At 75.5% G+C, this 17,335-nt stretch carries 16 protein-coding genes; 8 read left to right on the forward strand and 8 right to left on the reverse strand.

Features of this window, described 5'->3' with window-relative positions; genetic code table 11:
* Positions 1–3: 3 nt before the first annotated feature.
* Positions 4–264: a hypothetical protein gene (locus tag ACI78Z_RS16685; RefSeq protein WP_457037659.1), complete on the reverse strand. Its 261-nt coding sequence runs from the start codon at positions 262–264 to the stop codon at positions 4–6.
* Positions 265–390: 126 nt separating this feature from the next.
* On the opposite strand from ACI78Z_RS16685, the gene ACI78Z_RS16690 reads away from it, so the two are divergent.
* A complete protein-coding gene (locus ACI78Z_RS16690) occupies positions 391–975 on the forward strand; it encodes a hemerythrin domain-containing protein (RefSeq protein ID WP_457037660.1) in 585 nt (194 codons plus the stop codon).
* A 62-nt stretch (positions 976–1,037) separates the two neighbouring features.
* Positions 1,038–1,346, forward strand: coding sequence for a hypothetical protein (locus ACI78Z_RS16695; RefSeq protein WP_457037661.1), 309 nt, complete (start codon positions 1,038–1,040; stop codon positions 1,344–1,346).
* Between the two features lie 2 nt (positions 1,347–1,348).
* Here ACI78Z_RS16695 and ACI78Z_RS16700 read toward each other — a convergent pair whose 3' ends face one another.
* The 4 genes from ACI78Z_RS16700 to ACI78Z_RS16715 form a co-directional block, all read right to left on the reverse strand.
* Complete coding sequence (locus ACI78Z_RS16700; protein ID WP_457037662.1) at positions 1,349–2,110, reverse strand: glycerophosphodiester phosphodiesterase; 762 nt, start codon at positions 2,108–2,110, stop codon at positions 1,349–1,351.
* 93 nt (positions 2,111–2,203) lie between these two features.
* Positions 2,204–4,831, reverse strand: coding sequence for a Na+/H+ antiporter NhaA (gene nhaA, locus ACI78Z_RS16705; RefSeq protein WP_457037663.1), 2,628 nt, complete (start codon positions 4,829–4,831; stop codon positions 2,204–2,206).
* Positions 4,828–6,342: an MFS transporter gene (locus tag ACI78Z_RS16710; protein ID WP_457037664.1), complete on the reverse strand. Its 1,515-nt coding sequence runs from the start codon at positions 6,340–6,342 to the stop codon at positions 4,828–4,830. The genes nhaA and ACI78Z_RS16710 overlap by 4 nt, the downstream gene beginning before the upstream one ends.
* A 3-nt stretch (positions 6,343–6,345) precedes the next feature.
* On the reverse strand, positions 6,346–7,074 hold the full coding sequence (locus tag ACI78Z_RS16715; RefSeq protein ID WP_457037665.1) for a glutamine amidotransferase: 729 nt from the start codon (positions 7,072–7,074) through the stop codon (positions 6,346–6,348).
* 140 nt (positions 7,075–7,214) lie between these two features.
* On the opposite strand from ACI78Z_RS16715, the gene ACI78Z_RS16720 reads away from it, so the two are divergent.
* Genes ACI78Z_RS16720 through ACI78Z_RS16735 form a run of 4 tightly spaced genes read left to right on the forward strand, consistent with a single transcriptional unit; the run spans position 7,215 to position 10,904 of the window.
* The gene (locus tag ACI78Z_RS16720; protein ID WP_457037666.1) at positions 7,215–7,472 is read left to right on the forward strand and encodes a hypothetical protein; all 258 of its coding nucleotides are present in this window, start codon (positions 7,215–7,217) and stop codon (positions 7,470–7,472) included.
* Positions 7,469–8,299: a hypothetical protein gene (locus ACI78Z_RS16725; RefSeq protein ID WP_457037667.1), complete on the forward strand. Its 831-nt coding sequence runs from the start codon at positions 7,469–7,471 to the stop codon at positions 8,297–8,299. Before ACI78Z_RS16720 ends, ACI78Z_RS16725 begins: the two co-directional genes overlap by 4 nt.
* A complete protein-coding gene (locus ACI78Z_RS16730) occupies positions 8,299–10,095 on the forward strand; it encodes a fumarate reductase/succinate dehydrogenase flavoprotein subunit (protein ID WP_457037668.1) in 1,797 nt (598 codons plus the stop codon). The genes ACI78Z_RS16725 and ACI78Z_RS16730 overlap by 1 nt, the downstream gene beginning before the upstream one ends.
* The gene (locus tag ACI78Z_RS16735; RefSeq protein ID WP_457037669.1) at positions 10,092–10,904 is read left to right on the forward strand and encodes a succinate dehydrogenase/fumarate reductase iron-sulfur subunit; all 813 of its coding nucleotides are present in this window, start codon (positions 10,092–10,094) and stop codon (positions 10,902–10,904) included. The genes ACI78Z_RS16730 and ACI78Z_RS16735 overlap by 4 nt, the downstream gene beginning before the upstream one ends.
* Before the next feature lie 61 nt (positions 10,905–10,965).
* Here ACI78Z_RS16735 and ACI78Z_RS16740 read toward each other — a convergent pair whose 3' ends face one another.
* A complete protein-coding gene (locus ACI78Z_RS16740) occupies positions 10,966–11,184 on the reverse strand; it encodes a hypothetical protein (protein WP_457037670.1) in 219 nt (72 codons plus the stop codon).
* Positions 11,185–11,408: 224 nt separating this feature from the next.
* Here ACI78Z_RS16740 and ACI78Z_RS16745 point away from each other — a divergent pair, with 224 nt between their 5' ends.
* Positions 11,409–13,040: a glycoside hydrolase family 13 protein gene (locus ACI78Z_RS16745; protein ID WP_457037671.1), complete on the forward strand. Its 1,632-nt coding sequence runs from the start codon at positions 11,409–11,411 to the stop codon at positions 13,038–13,040.
* 258 nt (positions 13,041–13,298) lie between these two features.
* Here ACI78Z_RS16745 and ACI78Z_RS16750 read toward each other — a convergent pair whose 3' ends face one another.
* Together ACI78Z_RS16750 and ACI78Z_RS16755 are read right to left on the reverse strand one after the other, a co-directional pair.
* A complete protein-coding gene (locus ACI78Z_RS16750; protein ID WP_457037672.1) occupies positions 13,299–13,787 on the reverse strand; it encodes a hypothetical protein in 489 nt (162 codons plus the stop codon).
* A 142-nt stretch (positions 13,788–13,929) separates the two neighbouring features.
* On the reverse strand, positions 13,930–14,379 hold the full coding sequence (locus tag ACI78Z_RS16755; RefSeq protein WP_457037673.1) for a nuclear transport factor 2 family protein: 450 nt from the start codon (positions 14,377–14,379) through the stop codon (positions 13,930–13,932).
* Positions 14,380–14,487: 108 nt separating this feature from the next.
* Between ACI78Z_RS16755 and ACI78Z_RS16760 the strand changes: the two genes are divergently transcribed.
* On the forward strand, positions 14,488–17,334 hold the full coding sequence (locus ACI78Z_RS16760; protein WP_457037674.1) for an FAD-binding and (Fe-S)-binding domain-containing protein: 2,847 nt from the start codon (positions 14,488–14,490) through the stop codon (positions 17,332–17,334).
* Position 17,335: the final 1 nt, after the last annotated feature.

Consider the following 17,335-nt stretch of genomic DNA (forward strand, 5'->3'; position numbering starts at 1 on the left):
CGCTCAGCCCGCCCGGCTGAGCGGCCGGGTCACCGACGTCAGCTCCCGGCACTCCGGGCACGCGGTGCGGCCGACACCGACCCGCTGCCACTCCTGCGATCCCCACACCTGCACGATCGCCCCGCAGACGGCGAGCTCCACCTCACCGTCCAGCTCGCTCGGCGGCCGGTGGGCCTCGACGGCGTGCCAGGGTGTGGCGTGCTCGGTCGGTCTGCCCGGGGACCATCGATCGGGGCGGGCGAACCCCACGGCGTAGGACTCCACGACCAGGTTGTGCCCTGCCTCACACCGGCAAAACGACACGATCCCGTCACGCCGGACGTCGCCGGCGGGTGTGTCCCCCGTTCCCGCGGGGAACACAGCAGGGATCCCGCACACCGAGGAGCAGCCGTGACCCAGACCGAGAGCCAGCGCGACGTGGTGGACCTGCTCAGCGCCGACCACCGCGAGTTCGACCGGATCTTCACCGAGCTCGAGGGCCTGGTCGGGCGGACCGGCCCCGACGTCCTGCGGCGCAAGCGAGAGCTGGTCGACGAGGTGACGATCGGCCTCGTCAAGCACTCCGTGGCCGAGGAGACCCGCGTGTACCCGCGCGTCGAGGAGCAGGTGGACCGCGAGGAGGCCGAGCACTCCAAGCACGAGCACGCCGAGGCCGAGGAGACCATGAAGCGGCTCGAGCGGATGGACCCCGACGACCCGCAGTTCGACACCGAGGTGGCCACGCTCATCCGGGAGATCCGGCACCACGTCGAGCACGAGGAGAGCCGGATGTTCACCGAGCTCCGGGCGAGCTTCACCCGCGAGCAGCTGGTGGAGATGGCCCGGGACGTCGAGCGGGTCAAGGCGATGGCGCCCACCCGGCCGCACCCGATGACGCCCAACGAGGGCGTGGTCCGCACCGTGGCCGGGCCGGTCGCCAGCCTGATCGACCACCTCCGGGACGCCGTCAGCGGCCGCGGCAAGCACGAGGGCTGAGCCCACCGGCCGCTCCGCCCGCGATACCGTCGGAGGGGTCGCGATCGCAGAGGAGCACGCCGGTGGAACCTGTCAGCCTGCTGGTCGGTGCGGCGCTGCTCGCGGCCGGGTTCCTCGGCGGCCGGCTCAGCCGGCGCAAGCCCACTCCCCCACCGGCGCCGCCCGCGCCGCTGTGCGGCTGCGGCCACACCCTCAGCCAGCACGACACCGAGACCAACACCTGCTACGCCGAGCTGCGGCGGGACACCTACGACAAGCGGGGCCGCTGGTCCGGGCACCAGTGGGTGCCGTGCACCTGCCGGCAGTACGTGGGCCCGCGCCCCATCGACGAGGTGTTCATGCCGCGGCTGCTGCCGCCGGCCACCGACTGACGTCAGCCGCCGTACCCGACCGGCTGCGGCAGAGCGCCGCGACCGACCCGGGTCACCGCGTCGGTGCACAACAGGTCGACGCCCAGCCGGGCCAGCCCGGCGGCCTCCCCCGGGTCGTCCACGATGCCCGCGGCGACCGCCAGCCCCCTCGCGTGCAGCCCGGCCACCACGGCCGGGTCGCGGCGGACGTGCTCGACCGACAGGTGCAGCTCGGTGAGCCCCCAGCGCCGCGCCCAGCCGGCCGTCCGGCGGGGGTCCTGCCACGGTTCGAGGATCACCGCCCCACCGACGGTGCCCCGCCCGGCGAGGGTCCGCGCGCTCAGCGCGTCGAAGGACGACGTGACGACCCGGTCGGCCCCCGGTCGCCGCCTCCGCCGCCGGTCGAGGTGCTCCGCCAGCAGCACGGCGGTCCGGGCGCGCCGGCTGCCGAGACCCGCCTTGACCTCGGCGACGACGAGCGCGCGTGCCGCCGCGGCGAGGTCGAGGACCTCGTCGAGGCTCGGTACGTGCGAGCCGCCGGGCAACCGGAGGCCGCGCAGCTCGGCGCAGCGGGTGTCCGCGACGACCGGGCCGGTGCCGGCGCCGGTGCCCAGCACCCGGCCGAGGTCGGGGTCGTGGGCGAGGACGAGGACCCCGTCGGCCGTGGCCCGCACGTCGACCTCCACCCCGTCGGCGCCGGCCTCCAGGGCGGCGGCCACCGCCGGCAGCGTGTTCTCGGTGAGCCGGGGGCCGGTGGGCGTGCCGCGATGGCCGATGACGCGCATGGCCCGGACGCTCGCCGTCCGCCACGACCGGCGGACGACGCCCACCTGCCGTGTCGGTGACCCACCCGTGAAGGCCTCGGGAGGGCCGCCCGGTCACCCCTGGGCCTCGACGGCTGCCAGCACCTCGTCGTCGGTCGGGTTGCGCAGCACCTGCCCGCGCCGCCAGACCACCACCGGCAGGTCGTCCTCGGACACCCCGAGCTCGGCGAGCAGCGCGGCGCCGTCCCCGGTGCTGTCGAGGTCGACGAAGACCGCGTCGAGCCGGCGGCTGGCGGCGAAGTCCTGCAGCCGCCGGCTGTCCGGGGAGCAGGGCCGGCCCACGATGCGCAGGTCCGCGGCGAGCTCGAGCAGCATCGAGCGGCGCAGCAGGAAGGCCCGCAGCACCAGCTCCTTGAGCCCGGCGTCGGCGGAGAAGACCTCGCGCATCCGGTCGTCGGGCACGCCGACCACCTCACCGCCGCGGATCACCACGGCGGTGAGCGAGACCGGGTCGGTGCTGAACAGGTCCAGCTCGCCGAGGAAGCGGCGCTCGCCGTGCACCGAGATGACCCGCTGGTCGGCCCGGCCGAGGTCCTCCACGACGGCGACCCGGCCGGACAGCACGACGTGGAAGTCGTAGCCCGGGTCGCCCTCCCGGAACAGGGTGTCGCCGGGGACGACCCGCCGGCGCGTCCCGAAGCGCTCGACCAGGGCCACCTGGGCGTCGGTCAGCTGCGGGAAGGCGCCGTCCCGGTCCGGGGTCTCCGGCAGGTCGGGGGGCAGGGGCGGCACGTCCTCGAGCGGGGCACGGCGCTCCCCGCTCCGCCGGGGGCCGAGCACCGGCAGCGCCGGGCTGCGGGCGCTGTCCCGCACGGGGTCGGCCGGGCCGTCGCCGCCCTCGGCGGCCAGCGCGGCGGCGAGGCTGTCGGTGTCGAACGGCCCGGTGTGCCGGCGCCCGTTGACGAAGAAGGTCGGGGTGCCGGTCACGCCGCTGGCCTCGGCCGACTCGACGTCCTCCTCGACCCGGCGGGCGAACCGGCCGGCCCCCAGGTCGCGGGCGAAACGCGGCACGTCCAGCCCCGCGGCCGCGGCGTGCTCCAGCAGGTCGGTCGGCAGCAGCCGGTCCTGACCGGCGAACAGCCGGTCGTGCATCTCCCAGAACCGGCCCTGGGCGCCCGCGGCCTCGGCCGCCTCCGCGGCCAGCCGCGCGTGCGGGTGGACGTCGACCAGCGGGACGTGCCGGAAGACGTAGCGCAGCCGGTCGCCGAAGCGCGCGCGGAGCTCCTCGACCGTCCCGGTGGCGCGGCCGCAGAACGGGCACTCGAAGTCGCCGTACTCGACCAGGGTGAGCGGCGCGTCGACCGGGCCGCGGACGTGGTCGCGGTCGACGTCGACCGGCGGGTCGAGCCGCACCGGCCGCGCTCCGGCGCCGGGGGGACGGCGGCGGTCGGCCAGCCGGAACAGCGCCCAGCCCAGCAGCGCCGCCAGCACCGAGGCGACCAGGACGCCGACCCGCGCCTGGTCGGCCCGCGCCTCGTCGTCGAAGGCCAGGTCGACGATGAACAGCGAGATGGTGAAGCCGATCCCCGACAGCGCCGCCCCGCCGGCCAGCTGCAGCCAGGTCAGCCCGGGGGCCAGCTCGCCCAGGCGCAACCGGACCGCGAGGCCGGTGCCCACCAGGATGCCGGCGAGCTTGCCGAGCACCAGCCCCGCGACGACGCCGAGGGTGACCGGCGAGCCGGCCGCGGTGCGCAGCGTCTCGCCGGTGAGCGGGACCCCGGCGTTGGCGAGGGCGAACACCGGGACGATCACGAAGCTGGTCCACGGCTGCCACAGCTGCTGCAGCCGCTCGCTGGCCGACACCGACCGGTCGATCGACAGCCGCGCGGCGCGGGCGAACTCCGGGTTGGGCGACTGCTGGTAGGCCCGCGCCCGCCGGGCGGCGTCCTCCACCTCCTCCCGCCGGGCCGGGTAGGCGGGGGTGAACAGGGCCATCACCACCCCGGCGAGGGTGGGGTGGACGCCGGACAGGTACATCGCCACCCAGACGGCGAGGCCCAGCACCAGGTAGGCCGGCCCCCGCCAGACCCTGAGGTAGCGCAGCCCGATCATGAGCGCCAACCCGGCCACGGCCACGGCCAGTGGCCCCGGGGCGAGGTCCTCGGTGTAGAACAGCGCGATCACCGTCAGCGCCCCGACGTCGTCGGCGATGGCCAGGGTGAGCAGGAACAGCCGCAGCTGCGCCGGGCACGCGGGCCCGACGAGCGCCAGCACGCCGAGCAGGAACGCGGTGTCGGTGGAGATCACCACGCCCCACGCCGCGGCGGCCTCGTCGCCGAGGGTGAACGCGACGTAGACCAGCGCCGGCACCGCCAGGCCGGTGACCGCGGCCAGGGCGGGCACCGCGGCCCGCCGCCGGTCGGTGAGCTCGCCCATCACCAGCTCGCGCTTGATCTCCAGCCCGACGACGAAGAAGAAGAACACCATCAGGCCGTCGTTCACCCAGTGCTGCAGGTCCAGGGAGAGCTCGGCGGAGGCGAAGCGGACGGCGAACTCGGTGTGCCAGAAGGCGTCGTAGCTGTCACCCCAGGGCGAGTTGGCCCACAGCAGCGCCGCGACGGTGGCCGCGAGCAGCAGCCCGGCACCCCCGGCCTCGGTGCGCAGCCGCTGCCGCAGCGGCGCGACCCGCGCGAGCAGCCCCCACCCGCCGGGCGTGGACTGCTGGCTGACGCTGGTGCTCACCGCATCCCCTCTCCGGTCACGGCCGGGTGCACCTGCGGCCCGGTGACGCCGCAGTGCGCGCACTCCTCGATGGGCAGCCGCTGCCGCGGCCCGGGCTCCGCCGTCGCCAGGGGCCGGCGGACCAGCACCGCGGCGACGACCGCCCCGCCGGCCAGCAGGCCGGCGCACACCAGCACGGCCGTGCGGAAGCCGGCGCCGAACGCGGCCGGGTCGCCGACCCCCGTGCCGCCGAGCCCGGCCACGGCCGGCACGACCGCGACGGCCAGGAGACCGGCGGCGCGGGCCACGGCGTTGTTCACCCCGGAGGCGACGCCGGCCAGCCGGTCGGGCGCGGAGTCCAGCACCGTCGCGGTCAGCGGCGCGACGAGCAGCGTGAGCCCGGCGCCGAACAGCATCGTCGCGGGCAGCACGTCCATGACGTAGGAGGCGTCCGGGCCGATCCGCACCATGAGCAGGGCGCCGACCGCGGCCACCAGCGGGCCGGCGACCAGCAGCGGCCGCGGGCCGATGCGCTGGGCCAGCGCGCCGACGCGCGCGGAGAACACCAGCATCAGCGCGGTCAGCGGCAGCAGGGCGGTGCCGGCCGGCAGCGGGTCGAACCCGGCGACGACCTGCAGGTGCAGGACGAGCACCACGAAGACCACGCCGAGGGCGGCGTAGACCAGCAGGGTGACGGCGTTGGCGGCGGTGAACTGCCGGGAGGCGAACAGCGTCGGGGGCACCAGCGGGGCCGGGGAGCGGCGCTGGACGACGGCGAAGGCGCCGAGCGCGACCAGCCCGGCGGCGACCCACGCCCACACGCCGGGGCCGGAGCCGGGCTCGCCCGCGGCGGTGAGCCCGTACGTCAGGGCACCGAGGCCCGCGACGACCAGCGCCGTCCCCGGCCAGTCCAGGTGCTGCGCCGCCTCCGGGTCCCGGGACTCGGGCACGTGCCGGACCGTGACGGCCACGATGACGGCGGCCAGCGGCAGGTTGAGCAGGAAGACCAGCCGCCAGTCGATGCCCACCAGCCAGCCGCCGACGAACGGCCCCACCGCGCCGGCGACCCCGCCCAGCCCCGACCAGGCGCCGACGGCCGCGGCCCGGTCGGGCCCGGAGAAGGACGCCGAGATGAGCGCCAGGCTGCCCGGGGTGAGCAGCGCGCCCCCGACGCCCTGCAGCGCCCGGGCGGCGACGAGCGTGCTGACATCGGGCGCCAGGCCGCACAGCAGGGACGCCGCGGCGAACCACACGGTGCCGACCAGGAAGACGCGCCGCCGGCCGAGCCGGTCGCCCAGCGAGCCGCCCATGAGGATCAGCGAGGCGAGGGTGAGCGTGTAGGCGTTGACCGTCCACTGCAGGCCGGTGAAGCCGGCGTCGAGCTCGGTGCCGATCCGCTCCAGCGCCACGTTCACCACGGTGGCGTCCAGCAGCGCCAGGCTGGAGCCCAGCACGGTCGCCAGCAGCACCCACCGGCCCTGCGGCGTGCCCATCCGCAGGCCGCCGTCCGGCAGCACCGGTCCCCGGGTCACGGCTCAGCCGTACCGGGCGACGAAGGTGGCCAGCAGCCGGCTGGGCTCGGTGACCACGGCCTGGCTCACCCGGGCGATGAGGTCGTCCATCTCCGCGGGCGGGAAGTAGCCGGCGTGCTGGTACACCCGCACGCGGGTGACCAGACCGGCGATGTCGAGCTCGGGGTGGAACTGGGTGGCGTAGACGTGGCGGCCGATCCGGAACATCTGCACCGGACAGCCGGGCGAGGTCGCCAGCAGCACCGCCGACGGCGGCAGCACGCGGCAGGCCTCCTTGTGCCCGACCAGCGCGTCGAACACGTCGGGCATGCCGGCGAGCAGCGGGTCGGCCCGGCCGGCGTCGGTCAGCGTCACCGGCACGCAGGAGACCGGCTCGCCGTGGGTGCGGTCGACCACCCCGCCCTGGTGCACGCCGAGGGTGCCGATGCCGTAGCAGGCGCCGAGGAAGGGCAGGTCGCGGGCGACGACCTCGTCGAGCAGGGCCGACACCTCGGCCTCGACCCGGCGCTGGACGGCGGACTTCCCGTCGGCCGGGTCGCTGGAGTTGAACGGCCCGCCGCCGAGGAAGACCCCGGCGTAGTCGTCGAGGTCCAGCGGCGGCAGCGGCCCCGCCTCCAGCCGGATGCGCCGCAGCCGGCCCTCGTCGAGGCCGGTGGCGCGGAGGAAGGCGGCGTACTCGTCGTCCGCGGCCTCGTCCTCGGGACGCGAGGCCAGCAGCAGGAAGGGCCGCACGGGTGCCGATGCTAGGGCGTGTCCGACGGGGTGGCCGGGCCGTCACCGCCCGCTGCCGAAGTCCTTCCGCGGGCCGGGCTTCCGTGATCGACTGCGCGGACCGTCCTCGGCGGCGGGAGAACCGGCACCTGGAGGCAGCGATGTCCCTGGAGCAGGACGTGGCGGCGGCCCGTCGGGCCGTCGCCGCGCTGGAACAGGCGTGCACCCCACTCGCCCGGCACTCCGGGGACACCGTGGACGCGCGCCGGCTGCGGATCGACGTCGCCCGGCGGCGCGACGACCTCGCCCTCCTGTGCGGCGCGGCGCGCACGGCCCCTGCCGCCCCGGGGCCGTCCGCCGCCGTCTGGGACGACGGTCACGACCCCGGGCGCGGCACGTCCGGCCGCGCGCTCCGGTGACGACGACCGCGCCGCGCGGGACGGGGGCGGCCTCCCCGGGACACGGGAACGGAGGACCGGCCCCGCGGCGCGCGGCCATCGCGGCGCGGACCCTGCGCACCGACCGGTGGTGGCTGCAGCCGCTGCTGACCGTGCTGGCGCTGGTCGCCTTCGTCGTCTACTCGACGGTCCGCGCGTTCCAGAACGCGTACTACTTCTCCGAGCCCTACATCTCACCGTTCTACTCGCCGTGCATCACCACCGGCTGCGAGGGCGAGACGTTCCCGGAGCTCTTCACCGGCCCCGCGTGGATCTCCCCGGCGATCTACATCCTCGTCGTGCCGCTGGGCTTCCGGCTGACCTGCTACTACTACCGGAAGGCCTACTACCGGTCGTTCTGGCTGTCCCCGCCGGCCTGCGCGGTGGCCGAGCCGCACCGGCGCTACACCGGCGAGACGCGTTTCCCGCTCATCGGCCAGAACGTGCACCGGTACTTCTTCTACCTGGGGCTGCTGTTCAACGTCGTCCTCACCTACGACGCCGTCCTCGCCTTCCGCGACGAGACCGGTGCGTGGGGGCACATGGGCCTGGGGACGCTGGTGCTGCTCGCCAACGCCGCCCTGCTGTGGCTGTACTCGCTGTCCTGCCACTCCTGCCGGCACATCGTCGGCGGCCGGCTCAACTCCTTCTCCCGGCACCCGCTGCGCTACCGGTTCTGGACGGTCGTCTCGCGGCTGAACGCCCGGCACATGCAGTACGCCTGGATCTCGCTGTTCGGCGTCGCGTTCGCCGACTTCTACGTCTTCCTGCTGGCCACCGGCACCATCTCCGACCTGAGGTTCTTCTGATGGAACTCGAACGGCACTCCTACGACGTCGTGGTGGTCGGGGCCGGCGGCGCGGGCCTGCGGGCCGCGATCGCCGCGCACGAGGCCGGGGCCCGCACGGCCGTCGTCTGCAAGTCGCTGCTCGGCAAGGCGCACACCGTCATGGCCGAGGGCGGCATCGCCGCGGCGATGGGCAACGCCTACCCCGAGGACGACTGGCGGGTGCACTTCCGGGACACCATGCGCGGCGGGAAGATGCTCAACCACTGGCGGATGGCCCAGCTGCACGCGCAGGAGGCCCCCGACCGGGTGCGCGAGCTCGAGGACTGGGGTGCGCTGTTCGACCGCACCCCCGACGGGCTGATCAGCCAGCGCGACTTCGGCGGGCACCGCTACGCCCGCCTGGCGCACGTCGGCGACCGCACCGGGCTGGAGCTGATCCGCACCCTGCAGCAGCGCACCGTGGCCCTCGGCGTCGACGTCTACATGGAGTGCACCGTCACCCGGCTGCTCACCGACGACGAGGGGATCACCGGCGCGTTCGGCTACTGGCGGGAGTCCGGGCGGTTCGTCGCCTGGGAGGCGCCGTCGGTCGTGCTGGCCACCGGCGGGATCGGCAAGGCCTGGAAGGTCACCTCGAACTCGTGGGAGTACACCGGTGACGGGCACTCGCTGGCACTGGCGGCCGGCGCCGGGCTGGTGAACATGGAGTTCGTCCAGTTCCACCCCACGGGGATGGTCTGGCCGCCGTCGGTACGCGGGATCCTGGTCACCGAGAGCGTCCGGGGCGACGGCGGCGTGCTGCGCAACTCGGCGGGCAACCGGTTCATGTTCGACTACATCCCCGACTTCTTCCGCAAGGAGACGGCGGAGACCGAGGACGAGGCCGACCGCTGGTACGACGACAAGAAGAACAACCGGCGCCCGCCCGAGCTGCTGCCCCGCGACGAGGTGGCCCGGGCCATCAACAGCGAGGTCAAGGCCGGGCGCGGGTCGCCGCACGGCGGGGTGTTCCTCGACATCGCGTCGCGCCGGCCGGCCGAGTACGTGCGCCGGCGGCTGCCGTCGATGTACCACCAGTTCAAGGAGCTGGCCGACGTCGACATCACCGCCGAGCCGATGGAGGTCGGCCCGACCTGCCACTACGTGATGGGCGGCGTCGAGGTCGACCCGGACACCGCCGCGGCGTCCGTCCCGGGTCTGTTCGCGGCCGGCGAGGTGGCCGGCGGCATGCACGGCTCCAACCGGCTGGGCGGCAACTCGCTGTCGGACCTGCTGGTCTTCGGCCGGCGCGCCGGTGCCGCCGCCGCCGAGCACGCGGCCAAGCGGGCCGGCGTGGTGGCGCTGCGCGAGGAGGCGCTCGCCGAGGCCGCGCGGGCGGCCCTGGCGCCGTTCGAGCGGGAGGGCGGCGAGAACCCGTACGCGGTGCAGTCCGAGCTGCAGCAGACGATGCACGACCTGGTCGGCATCATCCGCACCGCCTCGGAGATGGAGCGCGCGCTGGAGCGGATCGCCGTGCTGCGCGAGCGGGTGGCGGCGCTGTCGGTGGAGGGGCACCGGCAGTACAACCCCGGCTGGCACCTGGCGCTGGACCTGCCGCACCTGCTGTCGGTCAGCGAGTGCGTCGCGCGGGCCGCGCTCGCCCGGGAGGAGAGCCGCGGCGGGCACACCCGCGACGACTTCCCCGCCACCGACGCGGCGTGGGGGCGGATCAACCTGGTGTGCACCCGGACGCCGGACGGCACGGTGGCCGTGACCCGGCAGCCGCTGCCGGAGATGCCACCGGAGCTGGCCGAGGTCTTCGAGGAGGCACCGTGACCGAGCCTGGGGAACCGAGCATCGGTGCGGACGGCGACGGCGCGGGCGGTCGCGGCGGTTACGACGCCACCTTCCGCGTCTGGCGCGGGGACGCCTCCGGCGGGGGGCTGCAGACCTTCACCGTGACGGTGAACGAGGGCGAGGTCGTCCTCGACGTCATCCACCGCCTGCAGGCCACCCAGGCCGGCGACCTCGCCGTCCGGTGGAACTGCAAGGCCGGCAAGTGCGGGTCCTGCAGCGCGGAGGTCAACGGCCGGCCGCGGCTGATGTGCCTGACCCGGATGAGCACCTTCGCCGAGGACGAGACGGTGACCGTGACCCCGCTGCGGACCTTCCCGGTCATCCGCGACCTGGTCACCGACGTCTCCTACAACTACGAGAAGGCCGCGCAGATCCCGGCGTTCACACCGCGGCCGCGGGACCCCGACGGCAACCACCGGATGCAGCAGGTCGACGTCGACCGGCCGCAGGAGTTCCGCAAGTGCATCGAGTGCTGGCTGTGCCAGGACACCTGCCACGTCATCCGCGACCACGAGGAGAACAAGGCCGCCTTCGCCGGGCCGCGCTTCCTCATCCGGCTGGCCGAGCTCGACATGCACCCGCTCGACGTCGTCGACCGGCGCAACGCCGCCCAGCAGGAGTTCGGCCTCGGCTACTGCAACATCACCAAGTGCTGCTCCGAGGTCTGCCCCGAGGGCATCCACCTCACCGACAACGGGATCATCCCGCTCAAGGAGCGGGTCGTGGACCGGAAGTACGACCCGCTCACCTGGCTGGGGTCGAAGATCCGGCGACGTCGTCCGGACTGATGAAGGCCCCCTCTGCCCCCCGCCACTCGCAGGCTCGCGGCGGGACCCTGCAGAGGGGCCGTCAGTCGTCCTGCTGGGCGGCCCGGCGCTCGGCCCCGGTCTCCTCCGCGTAGCCGACGTCCTGACCGGCCACCCGCCCGACGAACGTGTCGGACTCGCCGGTCCCGGTGGTGGCCCGGGCGTCGGGGGCGTCGTCCGGCCCGCCGCCCGTGGCGCGGGTCAGCGCCTCGGCGTCGTCGCGGTCGACGTCGTCCTCACCGGGCCGCGGATCTGTGTCCATGTCGCCGTCCTCCGGAGGTGTCTGCGGATCGGTCCCGCCGTACCCCGCGGGCCCGGGCGGCTCACCGGGATCCCGCCCCCGGCGCGTCCCGGTGAGCCGCCCAGGCCCATCCGCACCGGGCGTCACAGACGACCTGGGCGGTTGGCGGGTTCTGCCAGCACCGCCAGCCCGATTCGTGGGACCTGCTGCACAACCCGCGGCCGTGATCAGCCGATTGTGGCGGCATGGCACGCCGCCTCTCCCTCGCGAGGACCCAGACCCAGCGCCGGGTCGCCCCCGCAGCCGCGCCCGCCCCCTGGTGGCGGGACGCGGTCGTCTACCAGGTGTACCTGCGCTCGTTCGCCGACAGCGACGGCGACGGCATCGGGGACCTGCGCGGGCTGCGGCAGCGGCTGCCCTACCTGTCCTGGCTCGGCGTCGACGCGGTGTGGATCAACCCGCACTACCCGTCGGGTGGCGCGGACGGCGGCTACGACGTCGTCGACTACCGGGCGGTCGACCCCGACTACGGCGACGTGTCCGACCTCGAGGCCCTGGTGGACGACGCCCGCCGGCTGGGCCTGAAGGTCGTCCTCGACGTCGTCCCGAACCACACCTCGGACCGGCACCCGTGGTTCCAGGCCGCGCTGGCCGACCCGGACTGCCCGGAGGCCGCGCGCTACCACTTCGCGCCGCCGTCGGAGCAGCCGCCGAACAACTGGCAGTCGCTCTTCGGCGGGCCGGCCTGGTCGCGCACCCCGGACGGGCGCTGGTACCTGCACCTGTTCGCCCCCGAGCAGCCCGACCTGAACTGGCGCGACCCCGTCGTGGCCGAGGACTTCGAGCGCACGCTGCGCTTCTGGCTGGACCGCGGCGTCAGCGGCTTCCGCGTCGACGTCGCCTACGGCCTGTTCAAGGACGCCGGCCTGCGGGACAACCCGGGCAGCTACTCCCCCACGCTGTTCGGCCACGGCCCCGAGCAGGCCATGACCTGGAACCAGCCCGAGGTGCACGACGTGTGGCGCCGGTGGCGCTCGGTCTGCGACGAGTACCCCGACACGATGCTGGTCGGCGAGGTCTGCCTGGCCGACCTGGAGCAGGTCGCCCTCTACTCCCGGCCCGACGAGCTGCACCAGTCGCTGTCGTTCCGGCTGCTGAAGTCGACGTGGGCGGTGGCGCCGTTCGTCGAGGCCATCGCCGGTGCGCTGGACGCCTACGGCCGCGTGGGTGCGCCGGTGTCCTGGGTGCTGGGCAACCACGACAAGGAGCGGCAGGTCACCCGCTTCGGCGGCGGCGAGGTCGGCACCGCCCGGGCCCGCGCCGCGGCGCTGCTGACGCTGGCGCTGCCCGGCTCCGCCTACCTGTACGCCGGCGACGAGCTGGGGCTGCCGCAGGCGCACGTGCCCGACGAGGCCAAGCAGGACCCGATCTTCCACCGCAGCGGCGGCGCCCGCGCCGGTCGCGACGGCTGCCGGGTGCCGATGCCGTGGAACGCGGCCGAGGGCGTCGGCTTCTCCCCCGAGGGGGCCGCCGAGCCGTGGCTGCCCATCCCGGCCGACTGGAACCGCTACGCGGTGTCGGTGCAGGCGGGCCAGGGCGGCTCGACGCTGACCCTGCACCGCCGTGCGCTGGCGCTGCGCAAGGCGCACCCGGCGTTCGGCTCGGGCTCGGCGACGGTCACCAGCCGCGGCGACGTGCTGACGATCCGGTCGGTCGGCGGCGGCGAGGCGGTGCGCTGCGTGGTCAACATGGGCAGCGAGACGGTGCTGGCCGGCTGCCCCGGGCAGGTGCTGCTCGCCTCCACCGCGGCCGTCCGGCGCTCCGGCGGCACGGTGGCGCTGCCGCCGGACAGCGCCGTGTGGCTGCTCGAGGACTGAGTCCGGCCGGCAGCGCCGGCGACTGTGCGCCCCGGTGTCGTGTCAGCTCGTGCTGAGACGACACCGAGCGCACACGTCGTCAGCCCGACGGTCAGCTCCAGAATTCGTCGTCCGCCCGTGGATCGACCGCCAGATGCCAGTGTGCCCTCGGAACTGGTGGACGAGCCCGTCAGGAGTGGTCTCTCAGGTGGCCGGCACGACGCACACCAGGGGTGCGGTGCGTGTGTCCGCCTGACGCCGGTGGTCGGCAGCAGGCTCCTAGTCGGACGCCCCGTCGGGCGCCGCGGTCCGCGTGACGTAGCCGAGGCCCGCCGGGCGCTCGCCGGCCACGTCCAGCGCCTCGACCGCGCCGACGTCGTCCAGCCCGTCCCGGCCCGTGAGCTCGAAGAGCTCGACCTGCTCCTCGATCCACCGCTGGTGGCCGTTCCACGCGGTGAGCGCGGTGGTGCCGAGCACGGTGGCGATCCGCTCCCACGAGGCACCGGCGCGCCGCGCGGCGTGGATGCCGCGGTGCTGCGCGTCGTAGGCCCGGCGCGCGACGCCGACGCCGAGGTCCACCATCTCCAGGGCCTCGTCGAGGTCCAGCGGCTCGACGTGCCCGCGCAGGTGGTCGGTCCAGGAGTGCGAGGGCCGGACGGCGGGGCACGGGACCGCCGCCGCGCTGTCCCGACGGTTCAGGAAGTCCATCCGGGTCACCGCCGTGACGATCGGGATCTCGACCTCGAGGAGTGCGCGCCTGCCCGTCATGGGGACCGAGGATCGGCGACCCGGACGCCGTGGTCGGGCACGACCGCGCGTGTCAGCGGCCGCGGTGCGGACACGCGGCCGGGCATCACGCTCCCGGCCGGGCAGGTCACCGAGCGCGGCCGGCCGCCCCGTGTCGCCGGTGTCAGTCGGCGGTCACCGCGTCGGCCGCGGTCCGCAGCCGGACGGCGTCCAGCGCGGTGAGCGCACCGAGCTCGTCGGCGACCATGACGACGTCGGTGATCCGGCCGTCGGCCAGCGTGAGCACGTCGACCACCCGCAGCCAGAGCTCCCGCCCGGTGGCCGGCAACGGTCCGGCGGACGTCGGCCAGGTGCCGACCTGCCGGCCGCCCATGCGGAACGCGACGGCGACCCGGTCCCCCTCCTCGACGACCGACAGCACCTCGCGCCGCACCGGGGCGAAGGTGTGCTGCACCGCCCGCGCCCGGTCGACGAGGTCCGCCGTCGACACCCGCGCGCCGTTGACCGTCACCGGGTCGGCGTAGAGCTCGCGGAAGGCCGCGGCCGCCGCGGCGTCGTCCACGGGGAGGGGGTCGGACCACAGCCGCAGCAACCGCTCGACGTCGAACGCCACCGCCCCATGCTCGCCGGGACCGGCGGACCGCCCCAGGGCCCGACGTCCCGCCGACCGGCCGGCGCGGTGTACAAGGAGGGGGCACCCACCCGCGGCACGAGGAGCTCCATGGCCCTGACCAGCAGCCCGGCGACCGACCTGACCGAGGCGCTGCGCCGCGCGGGTGTCGGCGACGTCGACGACTCCGGCCTGGCCCGGGCCCTGTACGCCTCCGACGGCTCGCTGTACCGGGTGCTGCCGCGCGCGGTGGTGCGTCCGCGGCACCCGGACGAGATCGAGGCCACCCTCGCCGTCTGCCGCGAGCTCGGCGTGCCGTTCACCGCGCGCGGCGCCGGTACCTCGATCGCCGGCAACGCGGTCGGCCGCGGGGTCGTCCTCGACACCAGCCGGTACCTGTCCCGGGTGCACGCGGTCGACGCCGAGGCGAGGACGGCGACCGTCGACCCCGGCGTGGTGCAGGCGGCGCTGCAGACCGCGGCCCGGCCGCACGGGCTGCGCTTCGGCCCCGACCCGAGCACGCACAACCGCTGCACGATCGGCGGGATGATCGGCAACAACGCCTGCGGCTCCCGCGCCCTGGGCTACGGCCGGACGTCGGACAACGTGGTGGGGCTCGACGTCGTCACCGGGGCCGGCGAGCGGCTCACGCTCGATCCGGGTGCCTTTCGCGCGCGAAAGGCACCCGAGGGTGGGGTGCTCGGCGAGCTGCGGCGGCTGGTGGACGGCGAGCTCGCGGCCATCCGCACGGAGCTCGGCCGCTTCGGCCGGCAGGTGTCGGGCTACTCGCTGGAGCACCTGCTGCCCGAGCGGGGCTTCGACGTCGCCCGCGCGCTCGTGGGCAGCGAGGGCACCCTGGCGGTGGTGCTCGGCGCGACCGTCCGGCTGGTCGCCGACGCCCCGTTCCGCGGCCTGGTGGTGCTGGGCTACCCGTCGATGGCCGACGCCGCCGACGCCACCCCCGGCCTGCTGCCGCACGGGCCGACCGCCGTCGAGGGGCTCGACCAGCGGATCGTGCAGCGGCTGCGCGACGTGCCCGCGGCCGTCGTGCCGGACCTCCCCCGCGGCGACGGCTGGCTGATCGTCGAGCTGACCGGCGACAGCGTCGCCGAGGTCGAGGCGAAGGCGCGCGGCGTGCTCGCCGACGCCGCCGCGCTGGACACCCTGGTCGTCACCGACGTCGCCGAGGCCGCCGCCATCTGGCGGATCCGGGAGGACGGCGCGGGTCTGGCCGCGCGCACCTCCGACGGGCGCCCCGCGCACGCCGGCTGGGAGGACGCCGCCGTCCCGGTCGAGCAGCTCGGCGCCTACCTGCGCGAGTTCGAGGCGCTGCTGGACCGGCACGGGCTGCAGGGCGTCCCGTACGGCCACTTCGGTGACGGCTGCGTGCACGTGCGGATCGACTTCCCGCTCGGCACGGGTCCCGACCGCGGCCGCGAGGCCTACCGCGCCTTCGTGCAGGAGGCCGCCGCGCTGGTCGCCCGCTACGGCGGCTCGGTCTCCGGCGAGCACGGCGACGGCCGGGCCCGCAGCGAGCTGCTGTCGCACATGTACTCCCCCCACGTGCTGGGACTGTTCGAGCGGGTCAAGGGACTGTTCGACCCGGCCGACGTGCTCAACCCCGGCGTCCTGGTGCGCCCCGCGCGGGTCGAGGACGACATCCGGGTGGCCGCGGCACCGCGGCGGACGACGGACCTGGCGCTGGCCTACCGGCACGACGGCGGGGACTTCTCCGCCGCGGTGCACCGCTGCACCGGCGTCGGCAAGTGCCGGGCCGACCTGCAGGCGAGCGGCGGGGTCATGTGCCCGTCCTGGCCGGCGACCCGGGAGGAGAAGGACACCACCCGCGGCCGGGCGCGGGTGCTGCAGGAGATGCTCGCGCCGGGCGGGCCGGTGCGGGACTGGCGCTCGCCGGAGGTGCACGCGGCGCTGGACCTGTGCCTGTCCTGCAAGGGCTGCTCCCGGGACTGCCCCACCGGCGTGGACATGGCCTCCTACAAGGCCGAGGTGCTGCACCAGAGCTACCGCCGCCGGCTGCGCCCGCGCGCGCACTACACGCTGGGCTGGCTGCCCCGCTGGGCCGACGTCGCCGCCCGCGCGCCCCGGCTGGCCAACGCGGTGACGCGCTCGCGCCTGGGCGGCCGGCTGGCCAAGTGGGGCGCCGGCGTCGACCAGCGCCGCTCCCTGCCGGCCTTCGCCGCACGCACCTTCCGGGCGGCGTGGGCCGCGCGACCGGAGCAGGCCGGCGACGGTCCGCCGGTCGCGCTGTGGGTCGACTCGTTCACCGACCACTTCGCGCCCGAGGTCGCCGAGGCCACGGCCGCGGTGCTGGAGGACGCCGGCTACCGGGTGCAGGTGCCGCCGGCCGAGGCCTGCTGCGGGCTGACCTGGATCACCACCGGCCAGCTGGACGCCGCCCGCCGCAACCTCGGCCGCACGATCGAGCTGCTCGCCCCACTGGTGGACGACGGCGTCCCGGTGGTCGGCGTGGAGCCCTCCTGCACCGCGGTGCTGCGACACGAGGCGCTGGAGCTGGTCGGCGGAGCGGCCGCGGAGCGGGTCGCCGCGGGCACCCGCACGCTGGCCGAGCTGCTGCGGGAGACGCCGGGCTGGACACCGCCGTCCCTGGCCGGGGTCGAGGTCGTCGCCCAGCCGCACTGCCACCACCACGCCGTCCTCGGGTGGGCGACCGACGAACGACTGCTGCGCGAGGCCGGCGCGACGGTGACCCGGGTCGGCGGCTGCTGCGGGCTGGCCGGCAACTGGGGCGTCGAGCGCGGCCACCACGAGGTGTCGGTGGCGATCGCCGAGCACCAGCTGCTGCCCGCCGTCCGGGCCGCGGGGCCGGACGCCGTCGTGCTCGCCGACGGCTTCTCCTGCCGCACCCAGCTGGACCAGCTCGCCGGCCGCGACGGCCTGCACCTGGCCCAGCTGCTCGCCCGGGCGACGGGGGCCTGAC

The sequence above is a fragment of the Geodermatophilus sp. SYSU D01176 genome, from assembly GCF_054050015.1.